This is a genomic window from Halorubrum sp. SD690R (assembly GCF_005435035.1).
Taxonomy (GTDB): domain Archaea; phylum Halobacteriota; class Halobacteria; order Halobacteriales; family Haloferacaceae; genus Halorubrum; species Halorubrum ezzemoulense.
Genome location: NZ_SGTV01000029.1, coordinates 1 through 14,545 on the forward strand (window position 1 = coordinate 1; position 14,545 = coordinate 14,545).

Consider the following 14,545-nt stretch of genomic DNA (forward strand, 5'->3'; position numbering starts at 1 on the left):
CCACGCACGAACACAAGTGTTCCTTGCGCTGTGTCTCCGTCTCGTCGTTGTAATCACCAATTTCGAGCGGGGAGACGACCTTGGCCGCGAGAAGCTCAAGCTATGAGATGGTTTCTATGACAGGCTCTTCCGCCACCGTTACTTCACGGATGTCTGACACAGACGAGACCGACGTACTGCGCGAACTCGCCTCGCTGCCGACGATCGCGAGCCCGCGCGTGTCCCCGGACGGCGAGACGGTCGCCCTCTACTACGACGTCACCGGCCGCAACGAGCTTCACCTTCTCAACCCCGCCGACGGCTCGTTGGAGCGGCTCAGCGACGGCGACGTGCCGCGCTCCGTCCGCGCCGGCTTCGAGTGGGACCCGAGCGGCGACCGGCTCTTCTACCACCGCGACGAGGGCGGCGACGAGCAGCACGACGTGTGGGCGATGTCGCTCGACGGCGAGAGCGAGCCCGTCGTCGAGATGGACGGCCAGATCCGGCTCCACGACGTGGGCGAGGACGGCGAGACGCTCCTGCTCGGCTCCAGCCGCGACGGGCAGATGAACCTCTACCGCCACGACGTGTCGACCGCCGAGACGACGAAGCTCACCGACTACGAGCGCGCGGTCGCAGCCGGCGAACTCTCCCCCGACGGCGACCGGATCGCGTACACCACGAACGAGACCGACGCCTACGAGAACAGCGACGTGTACGTCGCCGACGGCGACGGGTCGAACGCCGTGAACCTGGAGATCGGCGATGTCGGCGCCGAGGCCGCGCCGGCGGACTGGGGTCCTGACGGTGACCGCCTGCTCGTCGTCGACAACACCACCGACCTCGGGCGGGCCGGGATCGTCGACCTCGCCGACGGCGTCGAGGACGCGACGGTGACGTGGTTCGGCGAGGGCGAGTTCGAGGAGTCGCCGAGCCACTTCCTCGAGGGCGGCGACCGGTTCGTCGTGAGCCGGACGCGCGGGGCGGTGACGGTGCCCGTCGTCTACGACGCCGACACGGGCGAGAGCGAAGAACTCGACTTCCCCGCGGGCGTCGCGAGCGTCACTGAGGGCCGGCTGGCCGACGACCGCCTCCTCGCGTACCGGACCACGTCGAGTCGGCGGCCGGAGCTGGTGGCGTACGATCTCGCCACCGACGACGCCGAGACGGTTTTTGACGCGGAGTACGGCCCGTTCGACCCCGACGACTTCGTCGAGCCCGAGACGGTCTCGTTCGTCTCCGACGGGGTCCCCGAGACGCCGGCGCGGGCGGTCGACCACGACCCCTACGAGGAGTTCGAGATCGAGGGGCTGCTGTTCGACTCCGGTCGCCGACCCTCGCCACTGGTCGTCAATCCGCACGGGGGGCCGCGACACCACGACATGCGGCGGTTCAGCTACCGCGTCCAGTTCCTGCTCTCGCGCGGCTACTCCGTCCTTCAGGTGAACTACCGCGGCTCCACGGGTCGCGGTCGCGAGTTCGTCGAGGAGCTGTACGACGACTGGGGCGGCGCCGAGCAGGGCGACGTGGCGACGGGCGCCGAGCACGTCCTCGACGAGTACGATTGGCTCGACGAGGACCGCGTCGCCGTCTACGGCGGCTCCTACGGCGGCTACTCCGCCAACTGGCAGATGGTCCAGTACCCGGACCTGTACGCCGCCGGGATCGCGTGGGTCGGCGTGAGCGACCTGTTCGACATGTACGAGAACACCATGCCCCACTTCCGGACGGAGCTCATGGTGAAGAACCTCGGCGAGCCGGACGAGAACGAGGCGACCTACCGGGAGCGCAGCCCGGTGAACTACGTCGAGAACGTCGACGCGCCCCTCCTAATCGTCCACGGCGTCAACGACCCGCGGGTGCCCGTCTCGCAGGCGCGGATCCTCCGCGACGCGCTCGACGAGGCCGGCTTCGAGGAGGGCGACGACTACGAGTACAAGGAGCTCGGCGAGGAGGGCCACGGCTCGGGCGACATCGACCAGAAGATCCGCTCGCTGGAACTGCTCGACGACTTCCTCGACCGTCGGATCGGCGCGGAGCGCACCGCCGTCACCTCGCTGAACGACTAGCGAGGCGTGGTTCGGCGATTAGCGATGCGGCGTTCGACTGACGCCGGCGGTCGGCTGGTGTCGGCGGGCGGGACCGATTACGCCGTGGTTTAACACGCGGTCGGTCGAACGGGAGGTATGGCACTCGCGGACCCCGATCTCTCGGACTCGACGGCGTTCATCACCGGAACGACGCGCGGCATCGGCAAACAGATCGCGCTCGCGCTCGCTGACCGCGGCTGTAACGTCGTCTCGACCGGCAAGACGACGGACGACGACGACTCCGAGCTGGCGGGGTCGATCGAGCAGACGGCCCGGGAGGTGCGCGAGCGCGGGCCGGAGGCGCTCGCGCTCGAACTCGACCTCCGCGACGAGGACCGCGTCGAGGCGGTCGTCGAGGAGGCGATCGACCGCTTCGGCGAGGTCGACATCGTCATCAACAACGCGAGCGCGATCCAGCTGGCGAACGTCGCGGACCTCCCGGCCGACCGGTTCGACCTCCTGACCGACGTGAACGTCCGCGGGACCCACCTCGTCGCGCACGCGTTCGCCGACCACCTCGCGGGGCTCGACGAGGCGTGGCTGCTGTCGAACTCGCCGCCGATCGTGACCGACCGCTCACCGGGGAAGGCGCCGTACGCGTGGTCGAAGCTCGGCATGTCGTTCATCACGCTCTCGCTCGCCGAGGAGCTGGCGAGCGACGACGTGGGCTGTAACACCTTCTGGCCGGTGACGACGATCGACACCCGCGCGACGCGCTACTTCGGGCTCGGGACGGAGGACGACTGGCGCACCCCCGAGGTCGTCTCCGACGCCGTCCTCGAGATCCTCGCGCGCGACCCCGCTGAGTGTACGGGCAACAGCTTCTACGACGAGGACCTGCTCCGCGAGGCGGGCGTGACAGACTTCTCCGCGTACAACGTCACCGAGGGCGACCCCGCCCCCATGTCCGTGCGGCTGTTCGCGCCCGAGTTCGAGCGCGAGGACTGAGCGGGTCGACTCACTCCGCGACCGCCGCCCGCAGCGCCGCGGTCGCCGCTTCCGGGTCCTCGGCGGCCGTGATAGCCGACAGCGCCGCCACGCCGGTCGCCCCCGCCTCGACCACCGGCGCGGCGTTCCCCGCGTCGACGCCGCCGATCCCGATCACCGGGAGGTCGACCGCGTCGGCGACCGCGGCGATCCGCTCCGTCCCGATCCCGTCGCGGTCGCCGGAGACGTCCTTCGAGTCGGTGCCGTAGACGGCGCCGACGCCAAGGTAGTCGGCCCCAGCGGCCTCGGCCTCGCGCGCCTGCTCCACCGTCGAGGCCGACACGCCGACGACGGCGCCTTCTCCCAGCCGCTCGCGGGCGACCGACACCGGGAGGTCCGTCTGCCCGAGGTGAACCCCGTCCGCGTCTATCGCGGCGGCGAGGTCGATCCGGTCGTTCACGAGCAGGGGGACGCCGGCCGCCGCGGTCAGCTCCCGGAGCCGGAGCCCCGTCTCGTACCGCTCGCGGTCGGTGGCCGCCTTGTCTCTGAGCTGGACGACATCGACGCCGCCGGCGAGCGCGGCCGCGACGACCTCGGGGGTCGACCGCCCCGCGGACCGGCTCACCGCGGTGACGAGGTATGTTCGCCACTTAGTGATATTCATGCGTAATCATCGGCCGCGAGTCGGTAAAAACGGTTGCGCTCCGACCGCGTCCCCACCCGCGACGGACAGACACAAGCCCGCCCGGCCCCTACGATAGTTCCATGTTCCTCCGGCTCCGGCGGATCGTCGCTCGCGTCGCGGAGGCGGTGGCGGGCGCGCTCGACCGGGCCGGCGTCATCGACCGGTCGCGGCTCGACGAGACGATGGGGCTCGCGTGGCCCCGGATCGTGACTGGGTTCGCGATCATGTCGAAGAACACCGTCGACCTCGCGGTGATCGGCTACGCGGTCGGCGTCTCCGCGGTCGCCGGGCTCGGGTACGCGTTCGCGTTCTGGCAACTCGCGAAGTTCGTCTCCATCGGGCTCGCCGGCGGCACCGTTTCGCTCGTCTCGCAGAACTACGGCGGCGACGAGCGCGGGCGGGCGGGGCTCGTCGTCAAGCAGTCGCTGATCGTGGCCGCGCTGCTCGTCGCGCCGATCGTCGCGGGGTACGTCCTCGGCGCGGAGCGACTGGTCGCGCTCGTGGGCGGCGACGGCGCGGCGCTGTCCGCCGGGACGACCTACCTCGTCGTCACGGCGCCCGCGCTCGCCTTCGAGTTCTTCAACATGATCGCGAGCCGGACGTACGCCGGCGTCGGCGACACGGTCACTCCGATGGTCGCGCGAGCCGGCGGCGCGCTGTTGAACGTCCTCCTCACGACGTGGCTCGTCCTCGGGGCCGGCATGGGCGTGTTCGGCGCCGGGCTCGGTACCGCGGTCTCCATCGCCGCCGTCGGGCTCGTCCTCGCGTGGGGGATGTCCGGACGGTCGTACTTCGGCCGCGGCGCCTCGCCGGTCCCGGTCGGGCGCTCCGGGCCGTGGTTCGACCGCGGACTGACCCGGCAGCTGCTCCGCGTCTCCGCGCCGCTCATCGCGCGGCGCGTCGCCGAGGGGATCGTGGTCTTCCCGCTCCTGTGGATCGCGTCGTCGTTCGGCTCCGCGACGGTCGCCGCCCTGGAGGTCGGCCGCCGGGTCAGAGCGCTGCTCGGCAGCTTCAGCTGGGGGTTCTCGATCGCCGCGAGCACGCTCGTCGGCCAGCGGCTCGGCGCGGGCGAGGAGTCGCTCGCGACCGCGTACGGCCGCGACGTGATCGCGCTGTCGGCGGTCGTCTACGTCCTCGCGTCGGCCGCAGTGATCGCCGCCGCCGGCCCGATCGCCGGCGTGTTCGTCGACGATCCGGCCGCGGTGAGCGCGACCGCGGCGTTCGTCGTCGCCGCCGCGGTGAGCGCGGTGCCACTCGGCGTCGACGGCTCGATCACGGGGTCGCTCCGCGGCGCGGGCGACACGCGCTGGCCCTTCCTCGCGTCGATGGTGGGACTGTACGTCTTCGCGCTTCCCGTCGCGCTGGTCGGGCTCGTCACGCCGCTCGGCGTCGGCGGCCTCTACGTGGCGCTGGTCGCGGAGAAGCTCGTCCCCGCCGGACTGAACGGCTACCGGTTCCGGTCGAACCGGTGGCAGGCCGTCAGCCGGCAGTACCGCCCCGACGCGGGCGAGGTGGAGGAAGAGGTCGGATAGGGCCGCGGGCGGATCGGGAGCCTACTCGTCGGCGACGTCCTCGATCACTTCGACGCTGCCGGTGAGCTGCCGGTGGACGTACGGCATGTCAATCCCGGCGTCGTCGAACGCCTCCTTCACCGCGGTGACGTACTCGGAGCGCACGCGGACGAAGTCGCCGCGGTCGGGGTCCGCGATCCACCAGCGCGACTGGAGCCCGACGGCGGAGTCGCCGAGCTCGACGAGCCGGACCGAGACGCCCGGGTCGTCGAGGATCTCCTCGTGGGCCTCGGCCTTCTCGACGATGATGTCGGTCGCCGTCTCGATGTCGTCGTCGTAGCCGATCCCGAAGACGAACTTCTGCCGGAGCGTGTCGTAGGCGACGGGGTTCGTCACCGCGCTGTTCGCGAGATCACCGTTCGGGACGGTGACCAGTTCGTTGTCGAAGGTCCGGACCCGCGAGACGCGGAGATCAATCTCCTCGACGCGGCCGGACATGTCGCCCCACTGTATCCAGTCGCCGACCTCGAACGGCTTGTCCTTCAGGATGAACACGCCGGCGACGAAGTTGCCGAGGAGGTCCTGCGCCGCGAAGCCGACCGCAAGCGCGATGGCGCCGCCGAACACCGCGAACGCCGAGAGGAAGCCGCCGTAGCCGGCGACGGCGAAGCCGATGGCGATCGCCGCCACCCAGACCACGGCGTTGAGCACGTTCGTCCCGAGGCTCACAACCGCCTCGTCGAAGCCGCGCGACCTGACGATCCGTCGGAGCCCCGGAATGACGACGTACTTGCCGAGCAGCAGCACGGCCAGGAACCCGGCGACGAACCCGACCACCGAGGTCGCTATCGCCGCGACGTCGACCGCGGTTGTGACCGCGTCGAGCTGTAAGAGAAGCATCACCCGCCCTTTCACGAGGATATATAAAGAAGCTACTGGCGGCGCGGTTGTTTACGTCCGGTGGACGGACGGCCGCGTGGGAAACCGGTCGCTCGCACGGGGCAGCGGTCGCCGGCGGGAGACCGCGTCAGTCGCTCCGTACCGCGAGCGGTCCGTCGCCGCGGGCGACCGCGCGCAGCCGTCGACCGTGGACGTCGTCCGCCGCGATCCGCTCGCGGACCGCGGGCGGGATCCACGCCTCGCGACCGTCCGGTTCGGGCGCCGGCTCGACGCCCGCGGGGCGAACGTCGTCCGGGAGGTAGCGGGCGTACGTCGGGAGCCGCTCGCGGAGCGGGACGCCGCCGGCGTCGGCGACCGCCTCGAGCCCGCGGAGGTCGGGCCACTCGTACGCCGGGTTGATGTAGTCGTCCGTCACCGGCGAGACGCCGCCGAGGTCGTCGATCCCGCAGTCGACGAGGTCCGCCGCCGGCGAGAGGTTCGGCGGTACCTGAACGGACACCTCCGGCGGGAGCGCCGCGCGCGCCATCGCGACGACGCGGCGCATCGTCGCGAGGTCGGGCTTCGGGAAGTCCGAACGCTCGTTGGGGACGACGTTCTGTACTATCACCTCCTGGACGTGGCCGTGTCGCTCGTGGAGCTTACGGATCGCGAGCAGGCTCTCGGCACGGTCGCGCCAGTCCTCGCCGATCCCGACCAAGATGCCGGTCGTGAACGGAACCCTCTGTCGACCCGCAGCGCGGATCGTGTTGAGCCGCTGGCCGGGCGTCTTCCGTCGCCCGCCGCTGTGCGCGTCCACGTCGGCGGTCGTCTCCAGCATGACGCCCATGGACGCGTTCACCTCGCGGAGGGCGGCGAACTGCGACTCCGTCAGGTCGCCGGGGTTCGAGTGCGGGAGCAGCCCCTCCTCCAAGGCGATCTCGCAGGCCTGGTGGAGGTACTCGTGGATCGAGTCGAACCCCCACTCGGCGAGCGTCTCGTGGACCTCGGTGTACCGGTCGTCCGGCTCGTCGCCGAAGGTAAACAGCGCCTCCGTACAGCCCGCGTCGGCGCCGACGCGGCACTGCTCGCGCACCTCCTCGGGCGACAGCAGCGACGCCTCCCCGGGCGCGTCGTAGTAGGTACAGTACGTACAGGTGTACCGACACGCGGTGGTGAGGGGAATGAAGACGTTGCGCGCGAAGGTGAGCCGGTCGGCCGCGTCGACGTCGCCCGGGCTGACGGAGAGCAGTCGCTCGACCGCCCGCTCGTCGACCGCGACGTCGACCCCGTACTCGTCGGCCCCGGCGAACACGGGCGTCACTCGCGGTCGATGTTTAAAAAGGATCGCGGTTGCGGATCCCCCGGCGACACCGCGAGTGGTTACGTTGGCGCCCCCTTCGGTCGCACGACCAATTTCGACGGCGCTCACTCTCGGACGACGCTCACGCGACCCTCGGACGCGTCGAGCGCGAAGCCGGCCTCGCGGAGCCACGTCGCCGCGCGCCCCTCGCCGTGGATCAGGACCTCCGCGAGATCGGCCGGTTCGTCGACGTCGGTGCCGAGCCGGTGCGAATCGACCGTCTCGAACGCCGCGCCGACCGCGGCCGCGATCTCGCGGTGGTCGAGGTACGACGCGCCGTGGTAGTCCACGCGGAACTCGGGGTGGGAGGCGACGAACGCGTTCGTGCCGCCGCCGCGACCCGGGGCGACGGCCACGTCGGCGTCGCGGCCGGCCGCGAAGAGCCGGTCGAGCGTCGCCGGCGTGGCGAGCGCGAGGTCCGCCATCACGACGGCGGTTGGCTCGGGCGGGCCGTCGGACTCGTCGTCGGCTCCCAGTCGCGTGTCGAGCGCCCCGTTGACCGCGTCCGTCAGCGGGCGGTCGTCGACGGTGACCGGCCGGTCGAGGTCGACCGCGTCGGTCGCCAGCACGCGCGGCTCACCGCCGGCGGCGGCGACGGCGTCGAGCACGTCGTCGAGCATCGCCCGCGCAAATGCCACGCGCTCCTCGGGGGCAAGAACGCTAGAGAGCCGCGACTTCGGGCGGTCGGTCGAAAAGGGAACGATGACCTCCATCGCGGGGAGCGGCGCGCCTCAGAACAGGGATTCCAGCTCGTCGCTGTCGTCGCTGACGAGCTCGTCGAGGTTGTCGTCGCTCTCCTCGCGGATCTCGTCTAAGTTGTCCTGCGCCTCGATGGCGACCTGCTGGAGCTCCTTGATCCGCGGGACGTTCGTGACCCCCGCGAGCAGGATGACGGTCGCGACGAAGCCGGCGCCGCGGTACGGGTAGTCCCCGCCGCGGACCTCCATCGAACCGGTCTGCTCTTCGAGCCACTTCCGCCCGCGCTCGATGCCCTTCCGGTTGAGGTACTCGGGCGGACCCGCGAGCACGAGCAGCGCGCGCTCCGCGCCCTCGATCTCGCAGGGGAGCGTGAGCCGGCCGAGCGCCGCCTTGCGGACGAGGCTGGTGATCCGGTTCGTGGTGTGCGCGCTGTCGAGCTCGTCGTCGTCGCCGTCGTCGCGCAGCCGCGAGAGCAGGCCGCCCGAGGAGCGCTCCTCGACCTCCTCCTCCGCGTAGCCGACCGTGGAGACGCCGCCGCCCGAGAGCGTGTTGATGATCTCGGAGGAGTCGACGACGCTCTCGGCGACCTCCTGGCCCTGCTGGATCTCGCCGGCGCCGAAGAGGATGCCGAACCGACGGACGATCTCCTCGTTGATCTCCTCGTAGCCGCCCTGAACGGACTCGCCCGTCTTCCGCCAGGCGTCGTTGTCGAACACCATGAGGTTGTCCACCTCGCGGACGAACGTCTGGAACGACCGGGCCGCGTTGAGGGTGTAGATACCACCCTCGTCGCTGCCCGGCAGGATGCCGAGCCCGTAGACGGGCTCGGTGTAGATCCGCTTGAGGTGCTTCGCGAGCACCGGTGCGCCGCCGGAGCCCGTCCCGCCGCCGAGACCGGCGACGACGAGGAACGCGTCGACCTCGTGGACCGGGATCGAGTCGATCGCGCCCTGAACCTCGTCGATGTCCTCCTCCGCGATCTCCGCGCCGAGCTCGTTGTCCGCGCCGACGCCGTGGCCCTTCACGCGCGACTGGCCGATGAGGACGCGCTGGTCCTCGGAGATGTGTTCGAGCCCCATGAGGTCCGCCTTCGCCGTGTTGACGGCGGCGGCCGCTCGAACGATCTCGGAGCCCGTCCGCTTGTCGTACTCCAAGAACTTGTCAACTACTTTACCCCCCGCCTGGCCGAATCCGATCATTGCGAGTTTCATCGTGTGCTCCCTCCGCGTTTGAACTGAACAGAGCGTGATCTCGTATATAAGCCTTCGGTTGGCGTTACCAGCGTTGAGATTATGACAGTTGACATGTTCGCGCTCCGCGTCATCTGACCCCGAGGTGCTCCCCGAGCGTGGTCAGGTCCGCGGCGTCGACGCCGAACGCGCCGACGTCGCTGTCGGCGGTCGTGTTGTCGAACTTCAGCGACCGATACTGGTCCGGCCCCATCGGGAACCCGGGGACCGCGCCCAACACGGAGAGCCCGACCTTCGCGAGCGGCATGGGGAGCGGGACGATCGTGACGCCCTTCTTTTCGGCGTCGTAGACGAGGTCCGTGACCTGCCGGAGCGTGAGCACCTCCGGGCCGCCGATCTCGTAGGTCTCGCCGACGTGCTCGTCGTCGGTCACCGCGGCGGCGATCATCGGGACGAGGTCCTCCACGTGGATCGGCTGGAACCGGGTCTTCCCGCCGCCCGGGAGGGGGTACAGCGGGACGCCTGGCGCGAACATCCCCTTCAGGCGCTTGGTGAACGAGACGAACTCGCCGCCCTCGCCGAAGACGACGGAGGGGCGGAAGATCGCCCAGTCGAGGTCGCTGTCGCGGACGATTTCCTCCGCCTCGCCCTTGGCGCGGATGTAGGCCGTGTCGCCGTTCGGGTCCGCGCCGAGCGCGCTCAGCTGGACGAACCCGTCGACGCCGCCGTCCTCGGCGGCGCGGACGAGGTTCTCCGTGCCGCCGCGGTGGATCCGGTCGTGCATACGGTTGCCGCCCTCGGGTTCGAACAGGGGCGAGAGCGCGACCAAGTTCACGACCGCGTCGTGGCCGTCGACGGTCGACGCGATCGAGTCGTAGTCGGTCACGTCTCCGCTGGCGCCCGTCACCCCGTCCGCCGTCCCGTCGGGCGAGCGAGAGAGCGCGGTCACCGCGTGACCGTCGTCCGCGAGCGCGCGACAGAGGTGCGAGCCGATAAAGCCGGTCCCCCCGGCTACCAACACTTTCATGCGATCCGTATCGCGTGGAAGGCCCGTAAACCTACCGCGGCGTCAGACGCGCCCCCGAAATCCGGCGCAGAGGCGACCGAAACGGACCCGAGCGCCCGGATCACTCCTCGCCGGGAACCGGGACCGTCAACACCGGAACGGGCGCGCTCCGCAGGGTCCGTTCGGCGACGCTCCCCAGCAGGTATTGCCCCACGCCGGTCCGGCCGTGGGTCCCCATCGCCACGAGGTCGACCCCGGGGTCGTCGACGTACGCCCGGATCCCGCGGGCGGCGGAGGTGGCGACCTCGACCGCGCCGACCGCGTCCAGTCCGGCGGCCTCGACGCGCTCGACGCCCTCGGCGACCGCGTCGTCGGCGTACTCGGAGAGGGTGTCGACGTGGTCTCCGATGCCCACGTCACCGGTGTCGACGACCGAGAGGACGTGGACGGTCGCGCCCGCTCGCTCCGCGACCGGCAGGGCTCGGTCGAGCGCGGCGGTCGCTGCGGGGCTCCCGTCGGTCGGCACCAGGATGTCCTCGTACGGGTACGGGACCGTTTCGTCGCCCGGACGGAGGGCCAACACCGGTACCGGCGACTGGCGGACGACGCGCTCGGTGGTGCTCCCGACGAGGTGTTCGACCCCCTGCCGCCCCCGCGTCGACATCGCGACGAGGTCGGCGTCGACCTCCTCGGCGTACGCGGTGACCGTCTCCGGGACCCCACCCTGCCGGACCGCCGTCTCCGCGTCGACGCCGCGGTCGGCGGCGCGGGCGGCCGCCTCCTCGACAATCGATTCCCCCTCACGCTCTAACACGTCGACCACGTCGCCGCCGATCCGCGTCACGCTGTCGCGGGTGGTGTCCGCGACGTGGAGCACCTGGACCGTCGCGCCGTGGTCGGCGGCGATCGCGAGGATGTGGTCGAAGGCCGCCGCGGCCGCGTCGCTGCCGTCGGTGGGCACGCAGATCCGTTCGAACATACGGCCATGGTCGCGGCCGCGGGTGAAAAACGCTCGCGTCGTCGCGGCCGTTCCCGGAACGCCGTCTCGCGGCGTGTGTCGCGTCGCCCTGCGGCGTGCGTCACGTCGTTACGCGGCGTCGTCGTCCGGGTCCGCGCCGGTCGCGGCGTCCGCATCCTCCGCATCGTCGCGTCGCTCCACCCGGACCGTCGAGATGCGCGCGCCGTCGACGGCGGTGACTTCGAAGGTGAATCCCGCCGCTGCGGCGAGGTCGCCGATTTCGGGCGAGCGCCCGATCCGGTCGAGGACGAACCCGCCGAGCGTCTCGTAGCCGTCGCCGCTGAGGTCGGTCCCCAGCGCGTCGTTGACGTCGGAGAGGGCGACCGACCCGTCGGCCTCGTGCGCCCCGTCACCGGTCCGCCGGATCGTGTGGCGGTCATCGGCCACGTCGAACTCGTCGCGGAGGTCGCCGACGAGCGCCTCGGCGACGTCTTCGACCGTCGCGATCCCCTCGAAGGCGCCCCACTCGTCGATCACCGCCGCCACCTGTCGGCGCTCGTCGCGGAACTGGACGAGGAGGTCGCTCGCGCTCGTCGTCTCCGGGACGACGAGGATCTCTCGGGCGAGGCCGCCCGCGGTGGCGCCGTCGTCGCCCTCGGCGGTCGCGCGCAGCACGTCCTTCGCGTCCACGAAGCCGACGACGCGGTCGGCGTCGTCGCGGTCGACGACGGGATACCGCGTGTGGCCGGCCTCGAAGATCGTCTCGCGAATCGCCGCCAGCGACGCGTCCGCCGGCAGCGAGACCACGTCGGGACGCGGAACCATCAGCTCGCGGGCCGCGGTGTCGTCGAGCTCGAAGACGCCCTCGATCATCGCCACCTCGGACTCGTCGACGTGCCCGGCCTCGCCGGCGCGGGCCAGCACGCGACGGATCTCGCGCTCTTCGAGGGTCTCGTCGCTCTCGGAGGCGGGCGGGACCCCGATCAGGCTCGTGAAGGCGTTCGCGGTGCCGTTGAACACCGCGATGCCGGGCGAGAAGATCAGGTACGCCAGCTTCATCGGCGGCGCGAGCAACAGCGAGATCCGCTCCGCCTGCGCGATCGCGATCGTCTTCGGCGCCAGTTCGCCGAAGACGACGTGGAGGAAGGTGATAAACGAGAACCCGACCGCGAACGCGACGAGGTGGACCAACCCCTCCGGCAGGAGCGGGCCGAGGACCGGCTCGATGAGCGCCGCGACCGCCGGCTCGCCGATCCACCCGAGACCGAGCGACGCGAGCGTGATCCCGAGCTGGGTCGCCGCGAGGTAGTCGTCGAGGTTCGTCATCACCTCCCCGAGCGTCTCCGCGCCCGGCTGCCCCTCCTCGACCAGCTGTTCGACCGAGGTGGCACGGATCCTGACGAACGCGAACTCCGAGGCGACGAAGAAGCCGTTCAGGACGACCAGAAACAGCGCGGCCGCGATCCGCGAGAGTGAGACGGCGACGGCTACCATTCGCGCCTCCCGGGCCCGCGGCGAGCCGGTGAGCCGACGGCGGTGCGTGAGTCGACGTTCATGGCGGCCGTTCGCGGAGGGGTCACTAAAAAGGCATGCGAACGTCGCACGCGAGGGAGAAGGGCCGGTCCCTCGACCGGACCCGCGCCGTTTATTCCTCGCCGCGGCGGAACGCCACCATGCTGATCACGCTGGAGGGGCTCGACGGGAGCGGCAAGACGACGGTCTGGGAGGCGCTCCAGGACGTGTACCCCGACGCGACGTTCACCCGCGAACCGACCGACAGCTGGTACGGAGAGGCGGTGGCCCGATCGATGGGCGACTCGGAGGCCGACCCGCTCGCGGAGCTGTTCCTCTACACCGCCGACCACGCGAACCACCTCTCGGAGACAGTTCGACCGGCGCTCGCGGACGGCGACCTGGTCGTCTCCGACCGGTACTCGGACTCGCGGTTCGCCTATCAGGGGGCGACGCTCGCACGGACCGACGCGGATATCAAGCGGCCGCTGGAGTACGTCCGCGGGATCCACGCCGCGTTCTCGCACCCGCCGGACGCGACGATCTACCTCGACCTGGACCCCGAGACGGCGGCCGAGCGCGCCGGGCGAACCGACAAGTTCGAGCGCGACGGCTACCTCGCGGCCGTGCGCGACAACTACGAGCGCCTGATCGACGCCGAGCCCGGGCGGTTCCACCGGGTCGACGCGACGCGGGCGCCCGAGGACGTGGTCGCTCGGGTCGAGGAGGTCGTGGCCGGGCTCGTCGACCGCTGACGGCGTCGCGGTCGAGCCCTCTCAGCGCGTGTCCGGGAGTTCGTACTCGTCGGGCGGCGTGAGGTAGAGGTAGTCGATGGCGGCGCCGAGCGCCATCGGGAGCGCGATCAGAAGCGCCAGCAGGATCGTCGAGCTCCCGACGTTGATCCCGGTCCCGACGCCGAGCGCGCCGGTGAAGACGAGCGTCGAGACGAGCAGCAGGATCGGTGTCAACACGAGCGTGTACAGGATCGACCCCCACGACGTCGAAAGCTGAATCCGGAAGAACCGGGTCGCGACCCCGGCGAGGAACGTGTGGAACGCGACCAACGCGAGGAGGCTGCCGAACCCGAACAGCGCGAGCATGGTCGCCGTACGATCCCCCGACACTTCCCCCTATCGACCTCAGACGGGCCCGCCGCCGCCCTGCTGTCGCGCGGCCGAGAGCAGGTCCGAGACGGGTGCCGTGTACTCGTAGCCCGGGATCACGCCTTGGACGTACGTGCCCTCGACGAAGTCGATCAGGGCGCCCGCGTCGTCGACGCCCCGCCGCTCGTTGATGTCCGAGAGCGCGTAGGTGATCGCGATCTCGTCGTCGTCGCGCTCGACGGCCGGATCGAAATCCCGATCCTTGCGGGTGACGCCGCCGACATCGACGGCGCGGCGCTCGAACGTGTCGACCCAGCCGTCCTCGACCACGTCCGCGACCTCGTCAGCGGTGGCGGCGGAAAGCATTGGCACGCGAACGGTAACGGTGAACCGGACGCGCCCCTCGCCGGCCGGCTCGGCCCGGACGCGCCCGTCGAACGCAGTCGTCGTCGACACCCAGCCGTCGCCGTCGCGCTCGAACGAGCCGTGGTCGCCGAACGCGCGCCGGACTCGGCCGGGGAGTTCGTCGGCCGCGTCGGCGTCGTCGTCCTCGGTTTCGGTCATACCTCTCCGGAGGTGACGCGGCCTGAAAAGCCGCTCGCGTCGCCCGCGCGAGCCGGGCATCGCCCCGTCGCCGACGGCCCCG

The 14,545-nt window shown here is 70.9% G+C and carries 14 protein-coding genes and 1 pseudogene; 5 read left to right on the plus strand and 10 right to left on the minus strand.

Annotation, left to right across the window (positions count from 1 at the left end):
- The 3 genes and pseudogenes from EXE41_RS14820 to EXE41_RS14830 all read left to right on the plus strand — a co-directional run.
- Positions 1 to 106, plus strand: a pseudogene (locus EXE41_RS14820) (IS5/IS1182 family transposase); the annotation flags it as partial.
- Between the two features lie 43 nt (positions 107 to 149).
- Positions 150 to 2,048, plus strand: coding sequence for a prolyl oligopeptidase family serine peptidase (locus EXE41_RS14825; RefSeq protein WP_137691398.1), 1,899 nt, complete (start codon positions 150 to 152; stop codon positions 2,046 to 2,048).
- 117 nt (positions 2,049 to 2,165) lie between these two features.
- A complete protein-coding gene (locus EXE41_RS14830) occupies positions 2,166 to 3,017 on the plus strand; it encodes an NAD(P)-dependent oxidoreductase (protein ID WP_137691399.1) in 852 nt (283 codons plus the stop codon).
- Positions 3,018 to 3,027: 10 nt separating this feature from the next.
- Here the strand turns inward: EXE41_RS14830 and thiE are convergent, their stop codons facing one another.
- Positions 3,028 to 3,660 carry a thiamine phosphate synthase gene (gene thiE / locus EXE41_RS14835; RefSeq protein ID WP_094521410.1) on the minus strand — a complete coding sequence of 211 codons (633 nt, stop codon included), beginning with the start codon at positions 3,658 to 3,660 and terminating at the stop codon, positions 3,028 to 3,030.
- Positions 3,661 to 3,761: 101 nt separating this feature from the next.
- Between thiE and EXE41_RS14840 the strand changes: the two genes are divergently transcribed.
- A complete protein-coding gene (locus EXE41_RS14840) occupies positions 3,762 to 5,213 on the plus strand; it encodes an MATE family efflux transporter (protein ID WP_137691400.1) in 1,452 nt (483 codons plus the stop codon).
- A gap of 21 nt (positions 5,214 to 5,234) precedes the next feature.
- Here EXE41_RS14840 and EXE41_RS14845 read toward each other — a convergent pair whose 3' ends face one another.
- From EXE41_RS14845 to EXE41_RS14875, 7 genes are all read right to left on the minus strand, one after another.
- Positions 5,235 to 6,092 (minus strand): mechanosensitive ion channel family protein, encoded by an 858-nt coding sequence (locus EXE41_RS14845; protein ID WP_089308744.1) that lies wholly within the window; start codon positions 6,090 to 6,092, stop codon positions 5,235 to 5,237.
- 127 nt (positions 6,093 to 6,219) lie between these two features.
- A complete protein-coding gene (gene cofG, locus EXE41_RS14850; protein ID WP_137691401.1) occupies positions 6,220 to 7,383 on the minus strand; it encodes a 7,8-didemethyl-8-hydroxy-5-deazariboflavin synthase subunit CofG in 1,164 nt (387 codons plus the stop codon).
- Positions 7,384 to 7,496: 113 nt separating this feature from the next.
- The gene (cofC, locus tag EXE41_RS14855) at positions 7,497 to 8,144 is read right to left on the minus strand and encodes a 2-phospho-L-lactate guanylyltransferase (RefSeq protein WP_089308743.1); all 648 of its coding nucleotides are present in this window, start codon (positions 8,142 to 8,144) and stop codon (positions 7,497 to 7,499) included.
- A gap of 18 nt (positions 8,145 to 8,162) precedes the next feature.
- Positions 8,163 to 9,341 carry a tubulin/FtsZ family protein gene (locus tag EXE41_RS14860; protein WP_176450647.1) on the minus strand — a complete coding sequence of 393 codons (1,179 nt, stop codon included), beginning with the start codon at positions 9,339 to 9,341 and terminating at the stop codon, positions 8,163 to 8,165.
- Between the two features lie 109 nt (positions 9,342 to 9,450).
- Positions 9,451 to 10,347, minus strand: coding sequence for a complex I NDUFA9 subunit family protein (locus EXE41_RS14865; RefSeq protein WP_086215996.1), 897 nt, complete (start codon positions 10,345 to 10,347; stop codon positions 9,451 to 9,453).
- Positions 10,348 to 10,447: 100 nt separating this feature from the next.
- The gene (locus EXE41_RS14870; protein ID WP_137691402.1) at positions 10,448 to 11,305 is read right to left on the minus strand and encodes a universal stress protein; all 858 of its coding nucleotides are present in this window, start codon (positions 11,303 to 11,305) and stop codon (positions 10,448 to 10,450) included.
- Between the two features lie 108 nt (positions 11,306 to 11,413).
- Positions 11,414 to 12,778, minus strand: a complete 1,365-nt coding sequence (locus EXE41_RS14875) for a hemolysin family protein (RefSeq protein ID WP_137691403.1) — start codon at positions 12,776 to 12,778, stop codon at positions 11,414 to 11,416.
- A 179-nt stretch (positions 12,779 to 12,957) separates the two neighbouring features.
- Between EXE41_RS14875 and tmk the strand changes: the two genes are divergently transcribed.
- Positions 12,958 to 13,551, plus strand: coding sequence for a dTMP kinase (gene tmk / locus EXE41_RS14880; RefSeq protein ID WP_049932930.1), 594 nt, complete (start codon positions 12,958 to 12,960; stop codon positions 13,549 to 13,551).
- A gap of 21 nt (positions 13,552 to 13,572) precedes the next feature.
- Here the strand turns inward: tmk and EXE41_RS14885 are convergent, their stop codons facing one another.
- Together EXE41_RS14885 and EXE41_RS14890 are read right to left on the minus strand one after the other, a co-directional pair.
- Positions 13,573 to 13,896, minus strand: a complete 324-nt coding sequence (locus EXE41_RS14885) for a hypothetical protein (RefSeq protein WP_049932929.1) — start codon at positions 13,894 to 13,896, stop codon at positions 13,573 to 13,575.
- 39 nt (positions 13,897 to 13,935) lie between these two features.
- A complete protein-coding gene (locus EXE41_RS14890) occupies positions 13,936 to 14,463 on the minus strand; it encodes a DUF5813 family protein (protein ID WP_137691404.1) in 528 nt (175 codons plus the stop codon).
- Positions 14,464 to 14,545: the final 82 nt, after the last annotated feature.

Bases quoted from the DNA above. Each gene is read 5' to 3' on its own strand.
- EXE41_RS14825 (WP_137691398.1), top strand. From the start codon at position 150: ATGTCTGACACAGACGAGACCGACGTACTGCGCGAACTCGCCTCGCTG.
- EXE41_RS14830 (WP_137691399.1), top strand. From the start codon at position 2,166: ATGGCACTCGCGGACCCCGATCTCTCGGACTCGACGGCGTTCATCACC.
- thiE (WP_094521410.1), bottom strand. From the start codon at position 3,660: ATGAATATCACTAAGTGGCGAACATACCTCGTCACCGCGGTGAGCCGG.
- EXE41_RS14840 (WP_137691400.1), top strand. From the start codon at position 3,762: ATGTTCCTCCGGCTCCGGCGGATCGTCGCTCGCGTCGCGGAGGCGGTG.
- EXE41_RS14845 (WP_089308744.1), bottom strand. From the start codon at position 6,092: ATGCTTCTCTTACAGCTCGACGCGGTCACAACCGCGGTCGACGTCGCG.
- cofC (WP_089308743.1), bottom strand. From the start codon at position 8,144: ATGGAGGTCATCGTTCCCTTTTCGACCGACCGCCCGAAGTCGCGGCTC.
- EXE41_RS14860 (WP_176450647.1), bottom strand. From the start codon at position 9,341: ATGAAACTCGCAATGATCGGATTCGGCCAGGCGGGGGGTAAAGTAGTT.
- EXE41_RS14865 (WP_086215996.1), bottom strand. From the start codon at position 10,347: ATGAAAGTGTTGGTAGCCGGGGGGACCGGCTTTATCGGCTCGCACCTC.
- EXE41_RS14870 (WP_137691402.1), bottom strand. From the start codon at position 11,305: ATGTTCGAACGGATCTGCGTGCCCACCGACGGCAGCGACGCGGCCGCG.
- EXE41_RS14875 (WP_137691403.1), bottom strand. From the start codon at position 12,778: ATGGTAGCCGTCGCCGTCTCACTCTCGCGGATCGCGGCCGCGCTGTTT.
- tmk (WP_049932930.1), top strand. From the start codon at position 12,958: ATGCTGATCACGCTGGAGGGGCTCGACGGGAGCGGCAAGACGACGGTC.
- EXE41_RS14885 (WP_049932929.1), bottom strand. From the start codon at position 13,896: ATGCTCGCGCTGTTCGGGTTCGGCAGCCTCCTCGCGTTGGTCGCGTTC.
- EXE41_RS14890 (WP_137691404.1), bottom strand. From the start codon at position 14,463: ATGACCGAAACCGAGGACGACGACGCCGACGCGGCCGACGAACTCCCC.